The organism is Amycolatopsis sp. 3B14, assembly GCF_050958625.1.
GTDB lineage: Bacteria > Actinomycetota > Actinomycetes > Mycobacteriales > Pseudonocardiaceae > Amycolatopsis_E > Amycolatopsis_E thermoflava.
The window spans coordinates 1-15,720 of sequence record NZ_JBHZEN010000059.1 but is presented as its reverse complement, the minus strand read 5'-3'; the positions used below and the strand labels follow the sequence as shown (position 1 = coordinate 15,720).

Annotated in this window: 16 protein-coding genes and 1 pseudogene; 8 read left to right on the top strand and 9 right to left on the bottom strand. The window is 71.9% G+C overall.

All coding sequences use genetic code 11. The annotated features are described in order from the left end of the window. Positions 1-672: 672 nt before the first annotated feature. Genes ACCP09_RS30410 through ACCP09_RS30400 form a run of 3 tightly spaced genes read right to left on the bottom strand, consistent with a single transcriptional unit; the run spans position 673 to position 5,014 of the window. Positions 673-1,749: a DUF2786 domain-containing protein gene (locus tag ACCP09_RS30410; RefSeq protein ID WP_433752085.1), complete on the bottom strand. Its 1,077-nt coding sequence runs from the start codon at positions 1,747-1,749 to the stop codon at positions 673-675. A gap of 41 nt (positions 1,750-1,790) precedes the next feature. Next, positions 1,791-2,987, bottom strand: coding sequence for a class I SAM-dependent RNA methyltransferase (locus ACCP09_RS30405; protein ID WP_433752083.1), 1,197 nt, complete (start codon positions 2,985-2,987; stop codon positions 1,791-1,793). After that, a complete protein-coding gene (locus ACCP09_RS30400; RefSeq protein WP_027935086.1) occupies positions 2,984-5,014 on the bottom strand; it encodes an APC family permease in 2,031 nt (676 codons plus the stop codon). The genes ACCP09_RS30405 and ACCP09_RS30400 overlap by 4 nt, the downstream gene beginning before the upstream one ends. 104 nt (positions 5,015-5,118) lie before the next feature. Between ACCP09_RS30400 and ACCP09_RS30395 the strand changes: the two genes are divergently transcribed. From ACCP09_RS30395 to ACCP09_RS30385, 3 genes and pseudogenes are all read left to right on the top strand, one after another. Beyond that, positions 5,119-5,784 (top strand): potassium channel family protein, encoded by a 666-nt coding sequence (locus tag ACCP09_RS30395; protein WP_020418718.1) that lies wholly within the window; start codon positions 5,119-5,121, stop codon positions 5,782-5,784. After that, on the top strand, positions 5,784-6,440 hold the full coding sequence (locus ACCP09_RS30390; RefSeq protein ID WP_017983702.1) for a potassium channel family protein: 657 nt from the start codon (positions 5,784-5,786) through the stop codon (positions 6,438-6,440). Before ACCP09_RS30395 ends, ACCP09_RS30390 begins: the two co-directional genes overlap by 1 nt. A 14-nt stretch (positions 6,441-6,454) precedes the next feature. After that, positions 6,455-6,594 (top strand): annotated as a pseudogene (locus ACCP09_RS30385) (IS982 family transposase); the annotation flags it as partial. Between the two features lie 405 nt (positions 6,595-6,999). Here ACCP09_RS30385 and ACCP09_RS30380 read toward each other — a convergent pair. Further along, entirely contained in the window at positions 7,000-7,758 is a 759-nt protein-coding gene (locus ACCP09_RS30380; RefSeq protein WP_378337202.1) for a DUF3159 domain-containing protein, read from the bottom strand. A 12-nt stretch (positions 7,759-7,770) separates the two neighbouring features. Then, positions 7,771-8,148: an OB-fold nucleic acid binding domain-containing protein gene (locus tag ACCP09_RS30375; protein ID WP_026153310.1), complete on the bottom strand. Its 378-nt coding sequence runs from the start codon at positions 8,146-8,148 to the stop codon at positions 7,771-7,773. Positions 8,149-8,263: 115 nt separating this feature from the next. On the opposite strand from ACCP09_RS30375, the gene ACCP09_RS30370 reads away from it, so the two are divergent. After that, positions 8,264-8,959 carry an alpha/beta fold hydrolase gene (locus ACCP09_RS30370; RefSeq protein WP_378337208.1) on the top strand — a complete coding sequence of 232 codons (696 nt, stop codon included), beginning with the start codon at positions 8,264-8,266 and terminating at the stop codon, positions 8,957-8,959. A 181-nt stretch (positions 8,960-9,140) separates the two neighbouring features. Here ACCP09_RS30370 and ACCP09_RS30365 read toward each other — a convergent pair whose 3' ends face one another. After that, positions 9,141-9,791 (bottom strand): DUF3710 domain-containing protein, encoded by a 651-nt coding sequence (locus ACCP09_RS30365; protein ID WP_027935082.1) that lies wholly within the window; start codon positions 9,789-9,791, stop codon positions 9,141-9,143. Further along, positions 9,791-10,273 (bottom strand): dUTP diphosphatase, encoded by a 483-nt coding sequence (gene dut, locus ACCP09_RS30360; RefSeq protein ID WP_027935081.1) that lies wholly within the window; start codon positions 10,271-10,273, stop codon positions 9,791-9,793. Before dut ends, ACCP09_RS30365 begins: the two co-directional genes overlap by 1 nt. Before the next feature lie 24 nt (positions 10,274-10,297). Between dut and ACCP09_RS30355 the strand changes: the two genes are divergently transcribed. Next, positions 10,298-10,798 carry a DUF3093 domain-containing protein gene (locus tag ACCP09_RS30355; protein ID WP_378366244.1) on the top strand — a complete coding sequence of 167 codons (501 nt, stop codon included), beginning with the start codon at positions 10,298-10,300 and terminating at the stop codon, positions 10,796-10,798. Between the two features lie 17 nt (positions 10,799-10,815). Here the strand turns inward: ACCP09_RS30355 and ACCP09_RS30350 are convergent, their stop codons facing one another. Beyond that, positions 10,816-11,124, bottom strand: coding sequence for a DUF4193 domain-containing protein (locus ACCP09_RS30350; protein WP_017983710.1), 309 nt, complete (start codon positions 11,122-11,124; stop codon positions 10,816-10,818). Positions 11,125-11,516: 392 nt separating this feature from the next. Here ACCP09_RS30350 and cei point away from each other — a divergent pair, with 392 nt between their 5' ends. Beyond that, complete coding sequence (cei, locus tag ACCP09_RS30345; RefSeq protein ID WP_027935079.1) at positions 11,517-12,194, top strand: envelope integrity protein Cei; 678 nt, start codon at positions 11,517-11,519, stop codon at positions 12,192-12,194. 109 nt (positions 12,195-12,303) lie between these two features. Here cei and ACCP09_RS30340 read toward each other — a convergent pair whose 3' ends face one another. After that, positions 12,304-13,122 carry an inositol monophosphatase family protein gene (locus ACCP09_RS30340; protein ID WP_433752078.1) on the bottom strand — a complete coding sequence of 273 codons (819 nt, stop codon included), beginning with the start codon at positions 13,120-13,122 and terminating at the stop codon, positions 12,304-12,306. A gap of 64 nt (positions 13,123-13,186) precedes the next feature. On the opposite strand from ACCP09_RS30340, the gene ppgK reads away from it, so the two are divergent. Continuing rightward, complete coding sequence (gene ppgK, locus ACCP09_RS30335; protein ID WP_433752076.1) at positions 13,187-13,948, top strand: polyphosphate--glucose phosphotransferase; 762 nt, start codon at positions 13,187-13,189, stop codon at positions 13,946-13,948. 187 nt (positions 13,949-14,135) lie between these two features. Further along, the gene (locus ACCP09_RS30330; protein WP_027935077.1) at positions 14,136-15,536 is read left to right on the top strand and encodes an RNA polymerase sigma factor; all 1,401 of its coding nucleotides are present in this window, start codon (positions 14,136-14,138) and stop codon (positions 15,534-15,536) included. Positions 15,537-15,720 lie beyond the last annotated feature (184 nt).

Below are 15,720 nucleotides of genomic sequence, written 5' to 3'. Positions count from 1 at the left end.
AGCGCCAGGCGCGACAGCGCCGGCGGCGCCCGGCGGCGCGGGGCGGCAGCGCGGCAGGGCAGGGCGCAGCGGCGCGCGGCGGCGGGGCGAAGCGGCGCGGTGATGTGGGGGCGCGGGCGGGCAGCGCCGGGCGCGGCAGCGCACGGCAGCGCGCGGCGGCGCGCGGCGGCGCGGGGCGGCAGCGCGGCAGGGCAGGGCGCGGCAGCGCGGCAGGGCAGGGCGCGGCGGCGGGGCGAAGCGGCGCGGTGATGTGGGGGCGCGGGCGGGCAGCGCCGGGCGCGGCAGCGCACGGCAGCGCGCGGCGGCGCGGGGCGGCGCGGGGCGGCAGCGCGGCAGGGCAGGGCGCGGCGGCGCGCGGCGGCGGGGCGAAGCGGCGCGGTCGCCCCCGGATGAGGCGCCCGGTGGGGGTGGCGGGGCGGGCGTCGGGGCGGCGCGCTGGTGGAGGCGGGGCCGAAACTCCACAGACAGCACTCGGAAGCGAGGCGGCACCTCAACGGCAGCGCGGCCTCATCGGCAGCGCCGCGCGCCGCAGCGCGGTGCGGCTTCGGGGCTACCGAGCAGCCGCATCCTGGGCAATGCATCAGAGCCGCCCACCCTCACCGGCGCCCAAGGCGACGCGCGCCGCCGCAGGGCCGCGCCACTTCGGGCGAACGCGGCCGCGTCCGCTGAGTCCTAACCTGCCTCCACCTCGGTGCGCTCCACTGTCAGCCGTGCGTGGTTGGCGGCTTCTCGGCCTGCTGTCCAGCCCTCGGGGTTGCTGATGGTCGTCGTGCGGGTTGTCGTGTGCGGGAACAACTCCGTGAACAGCGTGTCCACCTCCTGGCGCCGCCGGGCGAGGACCGGAAGCAGCCGCGCCTCCGCGAACTCCGCCCCCGCGGCACGGTCGGCGTCGGTCAGGCGTTCGCCTATTCGCGTCGCGTAGGCGAGCAGGAAGGCGTGCCGGAACGAGCGGGTCCGCGCGCCACGGCCGGCGGCCAGCATCGCCTCGTTCGCCTGCACCAGCAGCGACGTCGACAGCAGCTCCACCAGGTCCAGGTCGACCTCGTGGCCGACCAGCACCACGAACCCCAGCTTGGCGTAGAACGCGGCCCGGCACCGGTTGGCCGTCGCGACCGCCGTCACCAGCGACGACTTCGGGCCGAGGTACGGCTGCTCCAGCCAGAACCGCCGCGCCGAACCCGCCCTCGGCCCCGGCGCGTCCACCAGCGCCTGCTCGAACGAGTACCGGCTCATCAGCTGCTGCGCCTTCGCCGACAGCGCCTCCGCCTCCTCGGGGAACGACGTCGACTCCGCCTTCGCCAGCAGCGCCCGGATCCGCGCCAGCACCTTCTCGTCCACGCCCGCCCGCTCCGCCGCGACCGGCACCTCCGGCAACCGCGGCAGGGGCAGCAACACCTCCAGCACCGACAACACCACGAGCAACGCCGCCACCCGCTCCACGCCGTGCTGCTCCGACCACCGCTCCAGCAACGGCCGCTCGGCCCCGCCGCACCCGGCGAGCACGTCCGAGGTCAGCGCCACCCCCCGCCGGTCCAGCCGCCGCAACGCGATCTGGTGCACGTCCCCCGGCTGCCAGCCGGTCCGCCACAACCGCGCCAGCACCTCCCGCAGCGCCAGCTCCGCCGCCCGGTCGATCAGGCGCGCGTCGTAGCGCGGGCCGGCCAGCTCCCGCGCCGCGAGCTCACCCAGCCGCCGCTGGGCGGCATCGCACAGCAGGACGGCGAACGTTTCTACAGTGGACTCGGCCATGCCCCGCATCATGCCGGAGGCCACCGACAATTCCGGGCGCCTCAGCGCACCAGCAGCGCCACGCACTCCACGTGGTGGGTCATCGGGAACGCGTCGAACGCCCGCAACCGCTCCAGCCGGTACCCCGACTCGCCGAAGGTCGCGACATCCCGGGCCAGCGCCGCCGGATCGCACGCCACGTACACCACCCGCTGGGGCGAGGCCGCCGCCACCGCCTGAACCACCTCGCGCCCCGCCCCGGACCGCGGCGGGTCCAGCACCACGACCTCCGGCTTCCCGGACAGCGACCGCAGCACGTGCTCCGTCCGGCCCGCCCGCCAGCTCACCTGCGGCAGGTCCGCCAGGTTCCGCTCGCCGTCGCTCACCGCGCGCTGCCCCGACTCGACCGCCACCACGTGCCCCGTCACACCGACCTGCGCGGCCAGCACCGACGCGAACAACCCGACCCCGGCGTAGAGGTCCCAGGCCAGCTCCCCGGGCGACGCCCGCGCCCACTCCCGCACCACCGACGCGAACGTCTCCGCCGCCGCGGGGTGCACCTGCCAGAACCCGTGGGCCTGCAGCCGCCAGTCCCGGCCCGCCGCGTGCTGCACCGCCTCCCCGCCGGCCAGCTGCCGCGCCCGGCGCTTGCCCCGCACGGTCGCCAGCTCACGGGCGTGCACGTGGCCGTCCCCGTCGCTGGTCACCTCGATCTCCGTGCCCTGCCGCCACTTCCGCGACAACGCCCGGTCCAGCGCGCCCGGCACCGCGATCGGGCAGTTCTCCAGCGCCACGACCCGGTGGCTGCGGTGCGCCCGCAACCCGGCCCGCCCGTCCGGTCCGGCGACCAGCCGGACCCGCGACCGCCAGCCCAGCGCGCCCCCGGGCAGCGCCTCGACCTCGACCGGCCAGTCCAGCCCGGCCAGCCGCTGCAGCTGCTCGGCGACCACGCGGCCCTTCAGCTCCCGCTGGAACTCCGGCGTCGCGTGCTGCCAGTCGCAGCCGCCGCACTGCCCCGGCACGGCGAGCGGGCACGGCGGATCGACCCGTTCCGGCGCCGCGCGGAGGACCTCCACCGCGTCCGCACGGCAGAACGAACCGCCCTTGTCCTCGGTCACCTCGGCGCGCACCAGCTCGCCGGGCAGCGCGTGCCGGACGAACACGACACGGCCGTCCACCCGGGACACGCAGTGCCCGCCGTGGGCGACGGGTCCCACTTCGAGCTCCAGGATCCGGCCGGTCCAGTCCTGTCCGGTCACTTCCCGCCGTCCTTGCCGGCCCCGGTGCGGGACGCCCCGTCCCCGAAGAAGCCGCGGCGCACGTCACCGGCCGCCGGGCGCGCCCGCGACGCGCGCCGCACCGCCTTCGCCGAGGACGCCAGCTGCCACGGCACGCTGGTGACCATCACACCCGGCTGGAACAGCAGCCGTCCCTTGAGCCGCAGCGCGCTCTGGTTGTGCAGCAGCTGCTCCCACCAGTGCCCGACGACGTACTCGGGGATGAACACCGTGACCACGTCACGTGGGTTGTCGCCACGCACGCGCTTGACGTAGTCCAGCACCGGGCGCGTGATCTCGCGGTAGGGCGATTCGACGACTTTCAGCGGGACCTTGAAGCCCTTGGCCTCCCAGTCGGCGGTCAGCTGCCGCGTCTCGGCGTCGTCCACGTTGACCGTCACGGCCTCCAGGACGTCCGGCCGCATGGCCTTCGCGTAGGCCAGGGCGCGCATGGTCGGCAGGTGCAGCTTGGAGACCAGCACGATCGCGTGGTTGCGCGAAGGCAGCACGGTCGGGCTGCCGTCCAGCGCGGCCAGCTCCTCGGACACCCGGTCGTAGTGCTTGCGGATCGCGGTCATCAGCAGGTAGATCGCCACCATCGCGGCGATCGCGATCCACGCGCCGAGCAGGAACTTCGTGATCAGCACGATGACCAGCACGGTGCCGGTCATCGTCAGGCCGATCGCGTTGACGGTCTGCGAACGGCGCATCCGCCGCCGGGCCTGCGGATCGGTTTCGCGGGACAGCAGCCGGTTCCAGTGCCGCAGCATGCCGGCCTGGCTCACCGTGAACGACACGAACACGCCCACGATGTAGAGCTGGATCAGCTTGGTGACCTCGGCGTCGAACGCGATGATCAGGACCAGCGCGAACGCGGCCAGGAACAGGATGCCGTTGGAGAAGGTCAGCCGGTCGCCGCGGGTGTGCAGCTGGCGCGGCAGGAACCGGTCCTGCGCGAGGATCGAGGCCAGCACCGGGAAGCCGTTGAAGGCGGTGTTCGCGGCCAGCAGCAGGATGATGCCGGTGCTGAAGGAGATGTAGTAGAAGGCGGGCTCGAAGTGCGGGAACACCGCCTGCGCGATCTGGGCGACGATCGTCTTCTGCTGGTAGCCCTCCGGGGTGCCGCTCAGCTGGGTCGCCGGGTCTTCGGCGAACTTGACGTCGGTGAGGATCGCCAGCGTGATGATGCCCAGCAGCATCGTCACCGCGAGCACGCCCATCATCAGCAGCGTCGTGGCCGCGTTCTTCGACTTCGGCTTGCGGAAGGCGGGCACGCCGTTGCTGATCGCCTCGACGCCGGTCAGCGCCGCCGCGCCGGAGGAGAACGCGCGGGCGATGAGGAAGACGAACGCGAAGCCGGTGAAGGACGCCTCGGCGTGCAGGTCGAAGTCCGCGCTCTCGGCGCGCATGGGCGTGCCGCGGACCGCCTCGAACAGGCCCCACAGGACCATGCCCAGAATGCCGATGATGAACCCGTATGTCGGAATCGCGAAGGCCTTGCCCGACTCGCGCACGCCACGCAGGTTGATCGAGGTCAGGACCACCACGATGATCACCGCGCTGAGCACCTTGTGCTCGGCCACGAACGGGATCGCCGACCCGATGTTGGCCACGCCGGAGGACGTGGACACCGCCACGGTGAGGACGTAGTCGACCAGCAGCGCGCTCGCCACGGTCAGGCCGAATCTGCCGCCGAGGTTGGTGCTGGCGACCTCGTAGTCGCCGCCACCGCTGGGGTAGGCGTGCACGTTCTGGCGGTAGGAAGCCACCACGACCAGCATGACCACCGCGACGGCGATGCCGATCCACGGCGAGTAGGCGTAGGCCGACAGCCCGGCGACGCTCAGCGTCAGGAAGATCTCCTCGGGCGCGTACGCGACGCTCGAGAGCGCGTCCGACGCGAAGATCGGCAGCGCGATCCGCTTCGGGAGCAGGGTGTGGGAGAGCCGGTCGCTCCGGAACGGACGGCCGACGAGCAGCCGTTTGGTGGCGGTCGCAATCTTCGACACGTCAGAAGGGTACGGGCGGGTCCGCGAGGGGGCCGGACAAGGTAGGTTCTGCGTCGGCATCTACCGGGTAACCGCCGTTCGGGTGACACACAGGAGGCAGTGACGTGCACGTGGTGATCATGGGGTGCGGCCGGGTGGGCGCGTCCCTGGCCGCGGCCCTCGAGCGCCTGGGTCATGAGGTCGCGGTGATCGACAAGGCGCAGGAGGCGTTCCGGCGGCTCGGCAGCGACTTCCACGGCCAGCAGGTGCTGGGCATGGGCTTCGACCGGCAGGTGCTGATCGACGCGGGCATCGAGAAGGCGGGCGCCTTCGCCGCGGTGTCCAGCGGCGACAACTCGAACATCATCTCGGCGCGGGTGGCGCGGGAGAACTTCGGCGTCGAGCACGTCGTGGCCCGCATCTACGACCCGAAGCGCGCGGCGGTCTACGAGCGGCTGGGCATCCCCACCGTGGCGACCGTGCCGTGGACGACCGACCGGTTCCTGCGCACGCTGCTGCCCGACGGGGTGGCCTCGGCGTGGCGGGACCCCAGCGGCAACGTCGCGGTGCTGCAGTTGCCGCTGCACGAGGGCTGGATCGGCCGCAGCGTCAACGAGCTGCAGGAGTCGACCGGCGCGCGGGTCGCGTTCATCATGCGGTTCGGCACGCCCGTTCTGCCCGATTCCAAGACGGTGTTGCAGGCGGACGACCTGGTCTACGTGGCCGCGAGGTCCGGAACCGTCGGCGACGTGACGAGCACCGCGGCGCGTGCGCCGGAGGAGGAAGCCTGATGCGGGTCGCGATCGCGGGAGCAGGCGCGGTTGGCCGGTCGATCGCCAAGGAGCTGATCGACGGCGGCCACCAGGTCATGCTGATCGAGCGGCAGGCCGGGCAGTTCGAGCCGGACACCGTCGAACAGGCCGACTGGGTGCTCGGCGACGCGTGCGAGGTCTCGACGCTGGAGGACTCCGGGATCGAGCGCTGCGACGTGGTGATCGCCGCGACCGGTGACGACAAAGTGAACCTGGTCGTGTCGCTGCTGGCGAAGACCGAGTTCGCGGTGCGGCGGGTCGTGGCGCGGGTGAACAACCCGGCCAACGAGTGGCTCTACACCGACGCGTGGGGCGTGGACGTCGCCGTGTCGACGCCGCGGATCCTGGCCGCGATGGTCGAGGAGGCGGTCAGCGTCGGCGACCTGGTGCGGCTGCTGACGTTCCGGCAGGGGCAGGCCAACCTGGTCGAGCTGACCCTGCCCGACCAGACCCCGCTGGCCGGCCGCCCGGTGAGCGACCTGGCGCTGCCGCGGGACGCCGCGCTGGTGACGATCCTGCGCGGCGACCGGGTGATCGTGCCGCAGCCGGAGGACCCGCTGGAGCCGGGCGACGAACTGCTGTTCGTGGCCAACGCGGAGGTCGAGAACGACATCCGCAAGGCGCTCGGTTACTAGAGATCGATGACTAGCTTGGTGAGCCCGCTCGGGTGGGGAGGCCGCCGCGGCTGCCGGATGCTGAACTGCTGACGCTGGCGGTGGCGCAAGTGCTGCTGGGGTGCGTTCCGAGGCCCGGTGGCTGCGGTTCGTGCCTCGCCAGGTGCCGGGCGCCGTCCTGCACCGCCTGCTCACCCACGCCGATGTTCCCGCACCTGATGCGGCATCTGCACGTCCCCCGCTGTGGACGCGGCCGAGCTCGGACCCGGCCCGACCGACTCCGCGGCGACAAGGCCTACTCCTCGCGGGCAATCCGCGAACATCTGCCCGACCCCGGCACCACCGCAGTAATCCCCGAACCCGCCGACCAGACCGGACACCGCAAACGCCGCGGTTCCCGCAGCGGGCGACCACCCGCCTTCCACACGGTCGACCACCACGGCCGCAACGCCGTCGAACGCCACTTCAACCTGCTCAAACACTGGCGAGGCCTGGCCACTCGCCACGACAAGATCGTCTACCGATCAGCAGTCGTCCTGCATCCCGTAGTCACCTGGACCAAGACATTGTCAGACACGTCCTAGGCCTCCTGCGGCGGCTGGCCGTACTTCAGGCGGAGGCGGGCCTCGGCGTCCGCCTCCTCGGCGACGCGGGCCTCCTCGATCTCCTTGAGGCGCTTGTCGGAGCGGCGCACGGCCCACACGACGACCAGCAGCGCCAGCCCGTACAGCGGCCAGCCCATGGCGATCTTCGCGAACGCCAGCCAGCCGGTGTAGTCGGCCTCGTAGAGCCACCGCTGCACCACGAACCGCGCCCCGAACACGGCGGCCAGCGCCAGGGTGGCGACGTCGTAGCCGAGGCGGGACGGCTTGTCCCGGCGCCACGCGGTGCCCGTGCCGTTGAGGAAGTTCCAGATCACGCCCGCCAGCGGCCAGCGCACCACCACGGACAGCACGAACACGCCGCAGTAGACGAGGCTCGCCCAGATCCCGAACAGGAAGAAGCCCTTCGCGGACCCGGTGCGGTAGGCGATGAACGCGCCGATGCCCACGCCGAACAGTCCGGAGATGGCCGGCTGCAGCGACTCGCGGCGCACCAGGCGCACGATCGTGATCAGCGCGGCGCTGCCGACGGCGCTCCAGATGCCCGCCGTGAGCCCGAAGAACGAGTTCGCGAGCACGAACACCACGATCGGCACGGAGGAGTAGACGAGGCCGGACACCCCGCCCATCTGTTCCAGCATCGTGGGCTCGGGCCGCTCACCCGCCCGCCCAGGCTCGGCCCCGTCTGCGGCGGGGTGCGGATCGGTCTTGTCGCCTGGACGGGCGGGTTCAGTCACGCGGTTACCAACTCAGGAGGTCGTCTGCAGCTCGTAGAACGGGTTGTACAGCACCTTCTGGCCGTCTCGCTCGGCCATGCGTCCCCGGACCTTGATGGTCCGGCCCGGTTCGATGCCCGGGATGCGGCGCCGTCCCAGCCAGACTAGCGTCACGCCCTCCGTGCCGTCGAACAACTCGGCACGCAGTGTCGCCGCCTCTTTCGTGGGACACAGCTCCACGCTGCGCAACCGCCCGAGGACGGTCACCTCTTCGCCCGACCGGCAGTCGCATGCTCGTCGCGCGCCGCCTGCCTCGGATTTTTCGGACAGATCATCAGCGTCGAGTTCCTCGACGTCGCTGGTCAGCTTGCGCACCAGCCGGCTGAAATAGCCGCCGTCTTTGGCGGACATAGGCGTCTGCTCCTGTTCCGGGGCCCCCGACTCGAACGGCCCGTACGTCGTCCAGCCTAACCTCGTGGGGGCCAGCACAACCGCTTTGCGGCAAGATCGCAACGTGACGTCCGCAATGCCGAAACCGGCCGCCGTCCTGCTACCGGGGACGGGGTCGGACGAGGTGTTCGTCCGGTCTGTTTTCGCAGGTCCACTGGGTGCGTTCGGCATACGCACACGGACCCCCGCACCACCGGGCGGCGCCGCTGTGACAGCAGGCCTGCTCACGTCACTCGACGACGCCGCGGCCGACGGCCCGGTGCTCGCCGGAGGCATCTCCCTCGGCGCGCACCTGGCGGCCGAATGGGCGGTCCGCAACCCCGGCCGGTGCGCCGGCCTGTTGCTCGCGATGCCGGCCTGGTGCGGTCGCCCGGACGACGCGCCTGCCTCGCTGGCCGCGCGCGCCTCCGCCGACCTGGTCGACTCGCAGGGCCTGGAGGAGGCGCTGCGGCTCGCCACGGCCGGAGTGGCGCCCTGGCTCGCCGCCGAGCTGACGAGGGCCTGGCGGCGGCACGGGGACGGCCTGGCGGCGAGCCTGCGCGTCGCGGCGGCCCACCCCGCGCCGACGTTGGACGCGCTGGCCGGACTGGACGTCCCGGTCGGCATCGCCGCGTGCACCGACGATCCGGTCCACCCGGCCGCAGTGGCGCACGCGTGGGCGGAAGCGCTTCCCCGGGCCGTGGTCCGGGAGACCACGCTGACCGCGCTCGGCGCCGACCGCGAGTCACTGGGCCGCGCCGCACTGCTGGCGTGGCTCCAGGCGGGCGGGTGAGGTCCGCACCGCCGCGGCGAGCCCAGCCGCGCGGCAGGGCTTGACGCCCCGCAGCGGGTACGAGGCGCGCCCACGACCAGCACAGCGACGCGGACCATCACAGACCTCGCGGAGAACCCCACCGGGCAAGGCGGGGAGCATCCACCCCGGCGTGCGCTCCCAGTCACCACCGAGTGCGTGCCTACTGCTGGCCCTGCTGCTGCGCGATGTGCTCGGCCACCGCGTCCGGCAACGTGATCGGCAGCGGCGTGCGCACCGGCATCGGCGCGTCGCCGCGGTCGACGATCGTGCCGCGGACGATGTCGCGCAGCACGGCGGGCGCCTCGGCCGCCATCGACTGCGGGCCGGCGATCACCCCGCGCAGCATCCAGCGCGGCCCGTCGACCCCGACGAACCGCAGTGCCACGTCGCCGATGAGCGCGGACAGCTCCGGCCCCCACTCACCCTGGCCCGGCGCGACCTTGGCGCCGTCGTTGCGCAGCTGCTCGGTCAGCTCGCCGACCACCTCGCGCCACAGCCCGCCGGAGCGCGGCGCCGCGTAGGCGCTCACCGTGACCTGGCCGTGCGCCGTCACCACGTGCACCGCGCGCACGCCACCGGCCTGCGGGTCCATCTCGACCTGCACCTGGGTGCCGTCGGGCACCGGGACCCGCACCGAGCCGAGGTCGATCCGCGGCCTGCCGTCCTCCGGCGCATCGGCGATGTCGAACGGCCCGTCGGTGGCCTCCGGCTCCGGGTCCTCTTCCGGCTCCTCGGCAACGTCCGGCTCCCAGGACTCGCCGGGGTCGGCCATCGCGTGGCGGCCCCGCTTCTTGCGTCCGAAGATGCCCACTACTCCCTCGTTCCTTCCCCGGGATTCCCGGTCAGCGTCGCATGCCCGCCGGTCGAGCCGTACCCGCCCGCCCCGCGTTCCGTCGCCGCCAGCTCAGCGACCTCCACGAACTCCGCCGTCTCCACACGCTGGACCACCAGCTGCGCGATCCGGTCCCCCCGCGCGAGCCGGATCGGCTCGCTGCGGTCGTGGTTGACCAGGCACACCTTGATCTCCCCGCGATAGCCCGAGTCGATGGTGCCCGGCGTGTTCACCACGGACAGCCCGGTCCGCGCGGCCAGACCGGAGCGCGGGTGCACGAACCCGGCGTAGCCGGGCGGCAGCGCGATCGCCACGCCGGTGCCGACCAGCACCCGCTCGCCGGGCTCCAGCACGACGTCGGTGGTGGTCACCAGGTCGGCGCCGGCGTCGCCGGGCCTTGCGTAGGACGGGATCGGGACGCCCGGATCGAGCCGGGTGAGCAGGACCTGCACGGGGGACACGGGCGGCGAGACTACCCTGGAGGCATGGGTGAGCACGCGAGCGCGGCCGGTGCGGTGGGCGAGACGACTGCGGGAGACGGCAGCACGCGGTATTCCGAACGGCTGTACCTGTCGTGGTGGGGCTGGCCGCTGCCGCTGGCGGGCGCGGCGCTGCTGGCCTACGAGATCCACCTCGGCTACCCGGCGGTGCCGCTGTGGCTGCCGTTCGCGGTGCTGATTCCGCTGATGGTGGCGTGGCTGGTGGCCATGGGCCGGGCCCGGATCCGGGTGACCGGCGACGAGCTCGAAGTCGGTGACGCTCATCTGCCGTTGCGGTTCGTGGGTGAGGTCGAAGTCATCGGTAAGGACCGGAAGCGGAAGGCGATGGGGCCGGAACTCGACCCCGCCGCATACGTGACGCATCGCGGCTGGGTCGGTTCGCTGCTGCGCGTGCACCTGACCGACCCGGCGGACCCGACCCCCTACTGGGTGTTCAGTACCCGCAGGCCGGAGGCCCTGGCCGAGCTGCTCCGCTCAGGGAAGTAGCCCGGCCGTCCGCGGTCTCACGCGCAGTCGCGGCAGATCATCTGCCCGTTGTGCTCCTCCGCCAGCCTGCTCCGGTGGTGCACCAGGAAGCACACGGAGCAGGTGAACTCGTCAGCCTGCTTCGGCACCACCTTCACCGTCAGGTCCTCACCCGACAGCCCGGACAGGTCCGCGCCCGGAAGCTCGAAGTTCTCCGCGCTCGCGTCCTCGTCCACGTCCACCACGCCGGACTGCGTCTCGTTCCGGCGAGCCTTCAGCTCCTCCAACGAGTCCTCGGCGAGCTCGTCGGCTTCGCTGCGGCGCGGAGCGTCGTAGTCGGTCGCCATTGTCCCTCACCCCTGCGATCAGCTTCGTAATCACTGTTCAAGCACGCTGTTCGCATGCTGTCGTGCCGCTGGTCAACGTCCCAGCGCCCCGGTTTGTGCCCGCCGCCGTAGTGAGCCAGGTCTCTCTTCAGCAACGTGTTTCGGTACCTGATCTACGGGCGGAGCCCGCAGAGGGTAGCTCACGCTTTACCCGCACGCGCAGAGTGTCATTCGAAGCAGGACATACGTCACCCAACAGGGGGAACACAATCCGGGGACGCCCGTGGGACGGTGCGACACGTACCCCGGCTTCGGACGGGTGACGACGCTGGTGCACTGTAACGCCTACGCTGATCAGGAACGACGGTTCGGGCGAGCGGGTGTTCGGGTCTTCGATCGAAGGGGTGGGGCAGGTGTCGTCGGGGATCGGTTACGGCAACCGGAGATCGCGGCCCTACCGCAAGCGCCGCCCGCTGCCCGCCTTGATCGTGATCGGGGTGCTCGGGCTCGTCGCGATGGTCATCTGGGTGCGCGCGATCACCAGCAAGCAGGACATCGACGAAGCGCTGCGGTGCGATCCGCCGCCCACGCCGCCACCCGGTGTGACGTACACCAACCTGGGTTACAACGCGCTCGACGAGACGACGCCCGTGCCGGCCGACCGGATCGCGGTGAAGGTGCTCAACGCGAGCGAGAAGCGCGGGCAGGCCGCGATCACCACGGAAAGCCTGCGGCAGCTGGGTTTCACGCAGATCGCGCCGCCGGAGAACGACCCTGCCTACGCGACCGACGAGGCGGCCTGCCGCGGCCAGTTGCGCTTCGGCGACAACGGCAGCTCCGCGGCGCGCACGCTCAGCCTGGTCGTGCCGTGCGTCGAACTGGTGCGGGACAACCGCGAGGACGCGAGCGTGGACCTGGCGATCGGCAGCGCCTTCGGCGACGTGGTGCCGACGCAGGCGGCGCGCGACATCCTCGCGCAGCTGCAGGCGTGGTCGAGCCAGCACGACGGCGACGGCGGCGAGCAGTCCGCGGTCAACCCGCCGGCGATCGACGAAGCACTGCTGGCCGCCGCCCGCCCCGGCACCTGCTGACCCCCGCCGCGGTCGCTAGCAGGCGCGAGTCCCACACTCCCGCCCACGAGTTCCACGCACACGGCCACGAGGTCCGCACTCGGCCGACCCCGGCCGCCGCCGGCGGCCGCTACACCTCCTTGACGCCGCACTCCACGGCCGCGTCGTAGAGCGCTCCGGCGATCGACGGCGCGGCCGCGAAGGTCGCGTCCGCACCCAGGGCCGGGTCCGAGCCCGGCAGGTGCACCACCGCACCTGCTTCCTCCGCCACCAGCGCCCCGGCCGCCCAGTCCCAGCGGTGCAGGCCGTGCTCCAGGTACCCGTCCAGCCACCCGGCCGCCACGGCGCACAGGTCGAGCGAGGCCACCCCGGCCCGGCGGACGTCACGCACGCGGGTCAGCAGCCCGGACACCAAGCGGGCCTGCCGCGCCCGCCGCTCGGCCTGGTAGGCGAACCCGGTGCCGATCAGGCTCAGCTCCAGCCGCTCGGGCGAGGACACCGAGAGCCGCCGGCCGTCGAGCCACGCGCCCTGGCCCCGCACGGCCGTCCAGCAGCGCCCGCTGACGGGTTCCACGACCGCCCCGGCCACCGACACCCCGTCCACCTGCGCCGCGAGCGACACAGCGAACAGGGGCGCGCCGTAGAGGAAGTTGACGGTGCCGTCGATCGGGTCCACCACCCACGTCACGCCGTCACCTGCCGCGCCGCCGGCCTCTTCCCCCAGGACGTGGTCCCCCGGCCGCAGATCCGCCAGCCGGTCGCGCACCAGCTGCTCGGCGGCGCGGTCGACCGCGGTGACCACGTCGGTGTCCGTCGTCTTGGTCTCGACCGACACCGGCTCACCTGCGACCATGGCGTCACGGGCACGGCGGACCAGGTCCGCGGCCTCGGCCGCGACCTGGACGGCAACGTCCTTCAACTCTGTTTCGGCAGCTCCCACGTCCACCATGGGACCACACCCGGTTAAAGTCTCCGGCACAGGTTTCTGAATCGAGCGAGAAGGGACGGCGCCAATGACGGCGACCCGTGGTTTCGGAATCGACATCGGCGGCAGCGGTATCAAGGGCGCCCTTGTCGACCTGGAAAAGGGCGCACTGATCGGCGACCGCTTCCGGATCGACACCCCGCGCCCGGCGACCCCGGACGCGGTGGCCGACGTGGTGGCCCAGGTCGTGGCGCACTTCGGCTGGGAGGGCCCGGTCGGCATCACGCTGCCCGCGGTGGTGAAGAAGGGCGTCGCGCACACCGCGGCGAACATCGACCCCAGCTGGATCGGCACCGACGCGGACGCGTTGTTCGCCAAGCGGCTGGACCGCCACGAGGACGACATCGCGATGCTCAACGACGCCGACGCGGCCGGCATGGCCGAGATCCGCTACGGCGACCCGCGGGCCCGCAAGGGCGTCACCACCCTGCTGACGTTCGGCACCGGCATCGGCAGCGCGCTGTTCCAGCACGGCACCCTGATGCCGAACACCGAGTTCGGCCACCTCGAGGTCGACGGGCACGACGCGGAGAAGAAGGCAGCCGCCTCGGCCAAGGACAACGAGGGCCTGTCCTACCCGCAGTGGGCCAAGCGCGTGAACCGTTACCTTTCCGTGCTGGAGAACCTCATCTGGCCGGATCTGTTCATCGTGGGCGGCGGGGTCAGCAAGAAGGCCGAGAAGTGGGTGCCGCTGCTGGAGATCAGGACACCGGTCCTGGTCGCATCGCTGCAGAACAACGCGGGGATCGTGGGCGCGGCGCTGGCCGCGGCCGAGGGCCTGGAGCACTGACCTGCCCACCGGCCCGCCGAGTTTGAACGATGATCGGCCGCAACGCACCGGCGTATCGTCGTTACAATGGAACACGGCCCACGGTCGCGGAGGACAAAACCGCAGGCCGCGGGACGTTCCCCGAATCTGAGGCAGCCGGGACCCACCATCCCGGCTCGCCGTGATCGACCGCTGCGAAAGGGCGTACGTGGCAGCCGCAAAAACCGCTACCCGAAGCGGCACGAAGACAACGAGCGCCGCCGACGTGAGCGCGGAACCCGACGCGGGCCGTGAGAACGTGACCGAGGCCGAGGCTCAGGGCTCCGGCGCCACGAAGAAGGCGACCACCCGTAAGCCGGCCGCGGCCAAGGGCCCGAAGAAGGCTCCGGCCAAGGGCCGCACCACCCGCAAGGCCGGCAAGACCGACGACGGGGAGCCGGACGGCCCCGGCGGAGAGGACATCGAGGACGTCGACCTCGAAGCCGATCTCGCCGACCTCGAAAGCGAGGTGGAGGTCGACGTCGTCGACGCGACCGTCACCGACGAAGCCGAGGACCTCGACGAGGACGAGCCGGACGAGAAGACGCCGGCCGCGAAGTCGGGCGCCAAGTCGACCGATCGTGATTTCGTCTGGGACGAGGAGGAGTCGGAGGCCCTGCGGCAGGCCCGCAAGGACGCCGAGCTCACCGCGTCCGCGGACTCGGTGCGCGCGTACCTGAAGCAGATCGGCAAGGTCGCGCTGCTCAACGCCGAGGAGGAGGTCGAGCTCGCCAAGCGGATCGAGGCCGGCCTGTACGCGGCGGAGCGGCTGCGCATCGCGGAGGAGGAGGGCGAGAAGCTCGCCACCCAGATGCGCCGCGACCTGCGCTGGATCATCCGGGACGGGGAGCGCGCCAAGAACCACCTGCTGGAGGCGAACCTCCGTCTGGTCGTGTCGCTGGCCAAGCGCTACACCGGCCGCGGCATGGCGTTCCTGGACCTGATCCAGGAGGGCAACCTGGGCCTCATCCGTGCGGTCGAGAAGTTCGACTACACGAAGGGCTACAAGTTCTCCACGTACGCGACGTGGTGGATCCGGCAGGCGATCACCCGCGCGATGGCCGACCAGGCCCGGACCATCCGTATTCCGGTCCACATGGTCGAGGTGATCAACAAGCTCGGCCGCATCCAGCGTGAGCTGCTGCAGGACCTCGGCCGCGAGCCCACCCCCGAGGAGCTCGCGAAGGAGATGGACATCTCCCCGGAGAAGGTCCTGGAGATCCAGCAGTACGCCCGCGAGCCGATCTCGCTGGACCAGACGATCGGCGACGAGGGCGACTCGCAGCTGGGCGACTTCATCGAGGACTCGGAAGCGGTCGTCGCGGTCGACGCCGTGTCGTTCACGTTGCTGCAGGACCAGCTCCAGTCGGTGCTGCAGACGCTGTCCGAGCGCGAGGCCGGCGTGGTCCGGCTGCGCTTCGGCCTGACCGACGGCCAGCCGAGGACTTTAGACGAAATCGGCCAGGTCTACGGGGTCACGCGCGAGCGCATCCGGCAGATCGAATCGAAGACGATGTCCAAGCTGCGGCACCCCAGCCGCTCGCAGGTCCTGCGGGACTACCTGGACTGAGAGCAAAAGAGGAAGCCCGGGCCACCAGGCCCGGGCTTTTTCTTTTACAAGCAACGCAACGCAAGCCGGCAACGAAAAGCAAGCGACCACCCCAACCAGACCTCCCCCGCCCGAACGCAAGCCGGCAACGCAACAGCACCGACCATCGAACCAGACCTCCCCCGCCCCCGATCCACAGCCGATC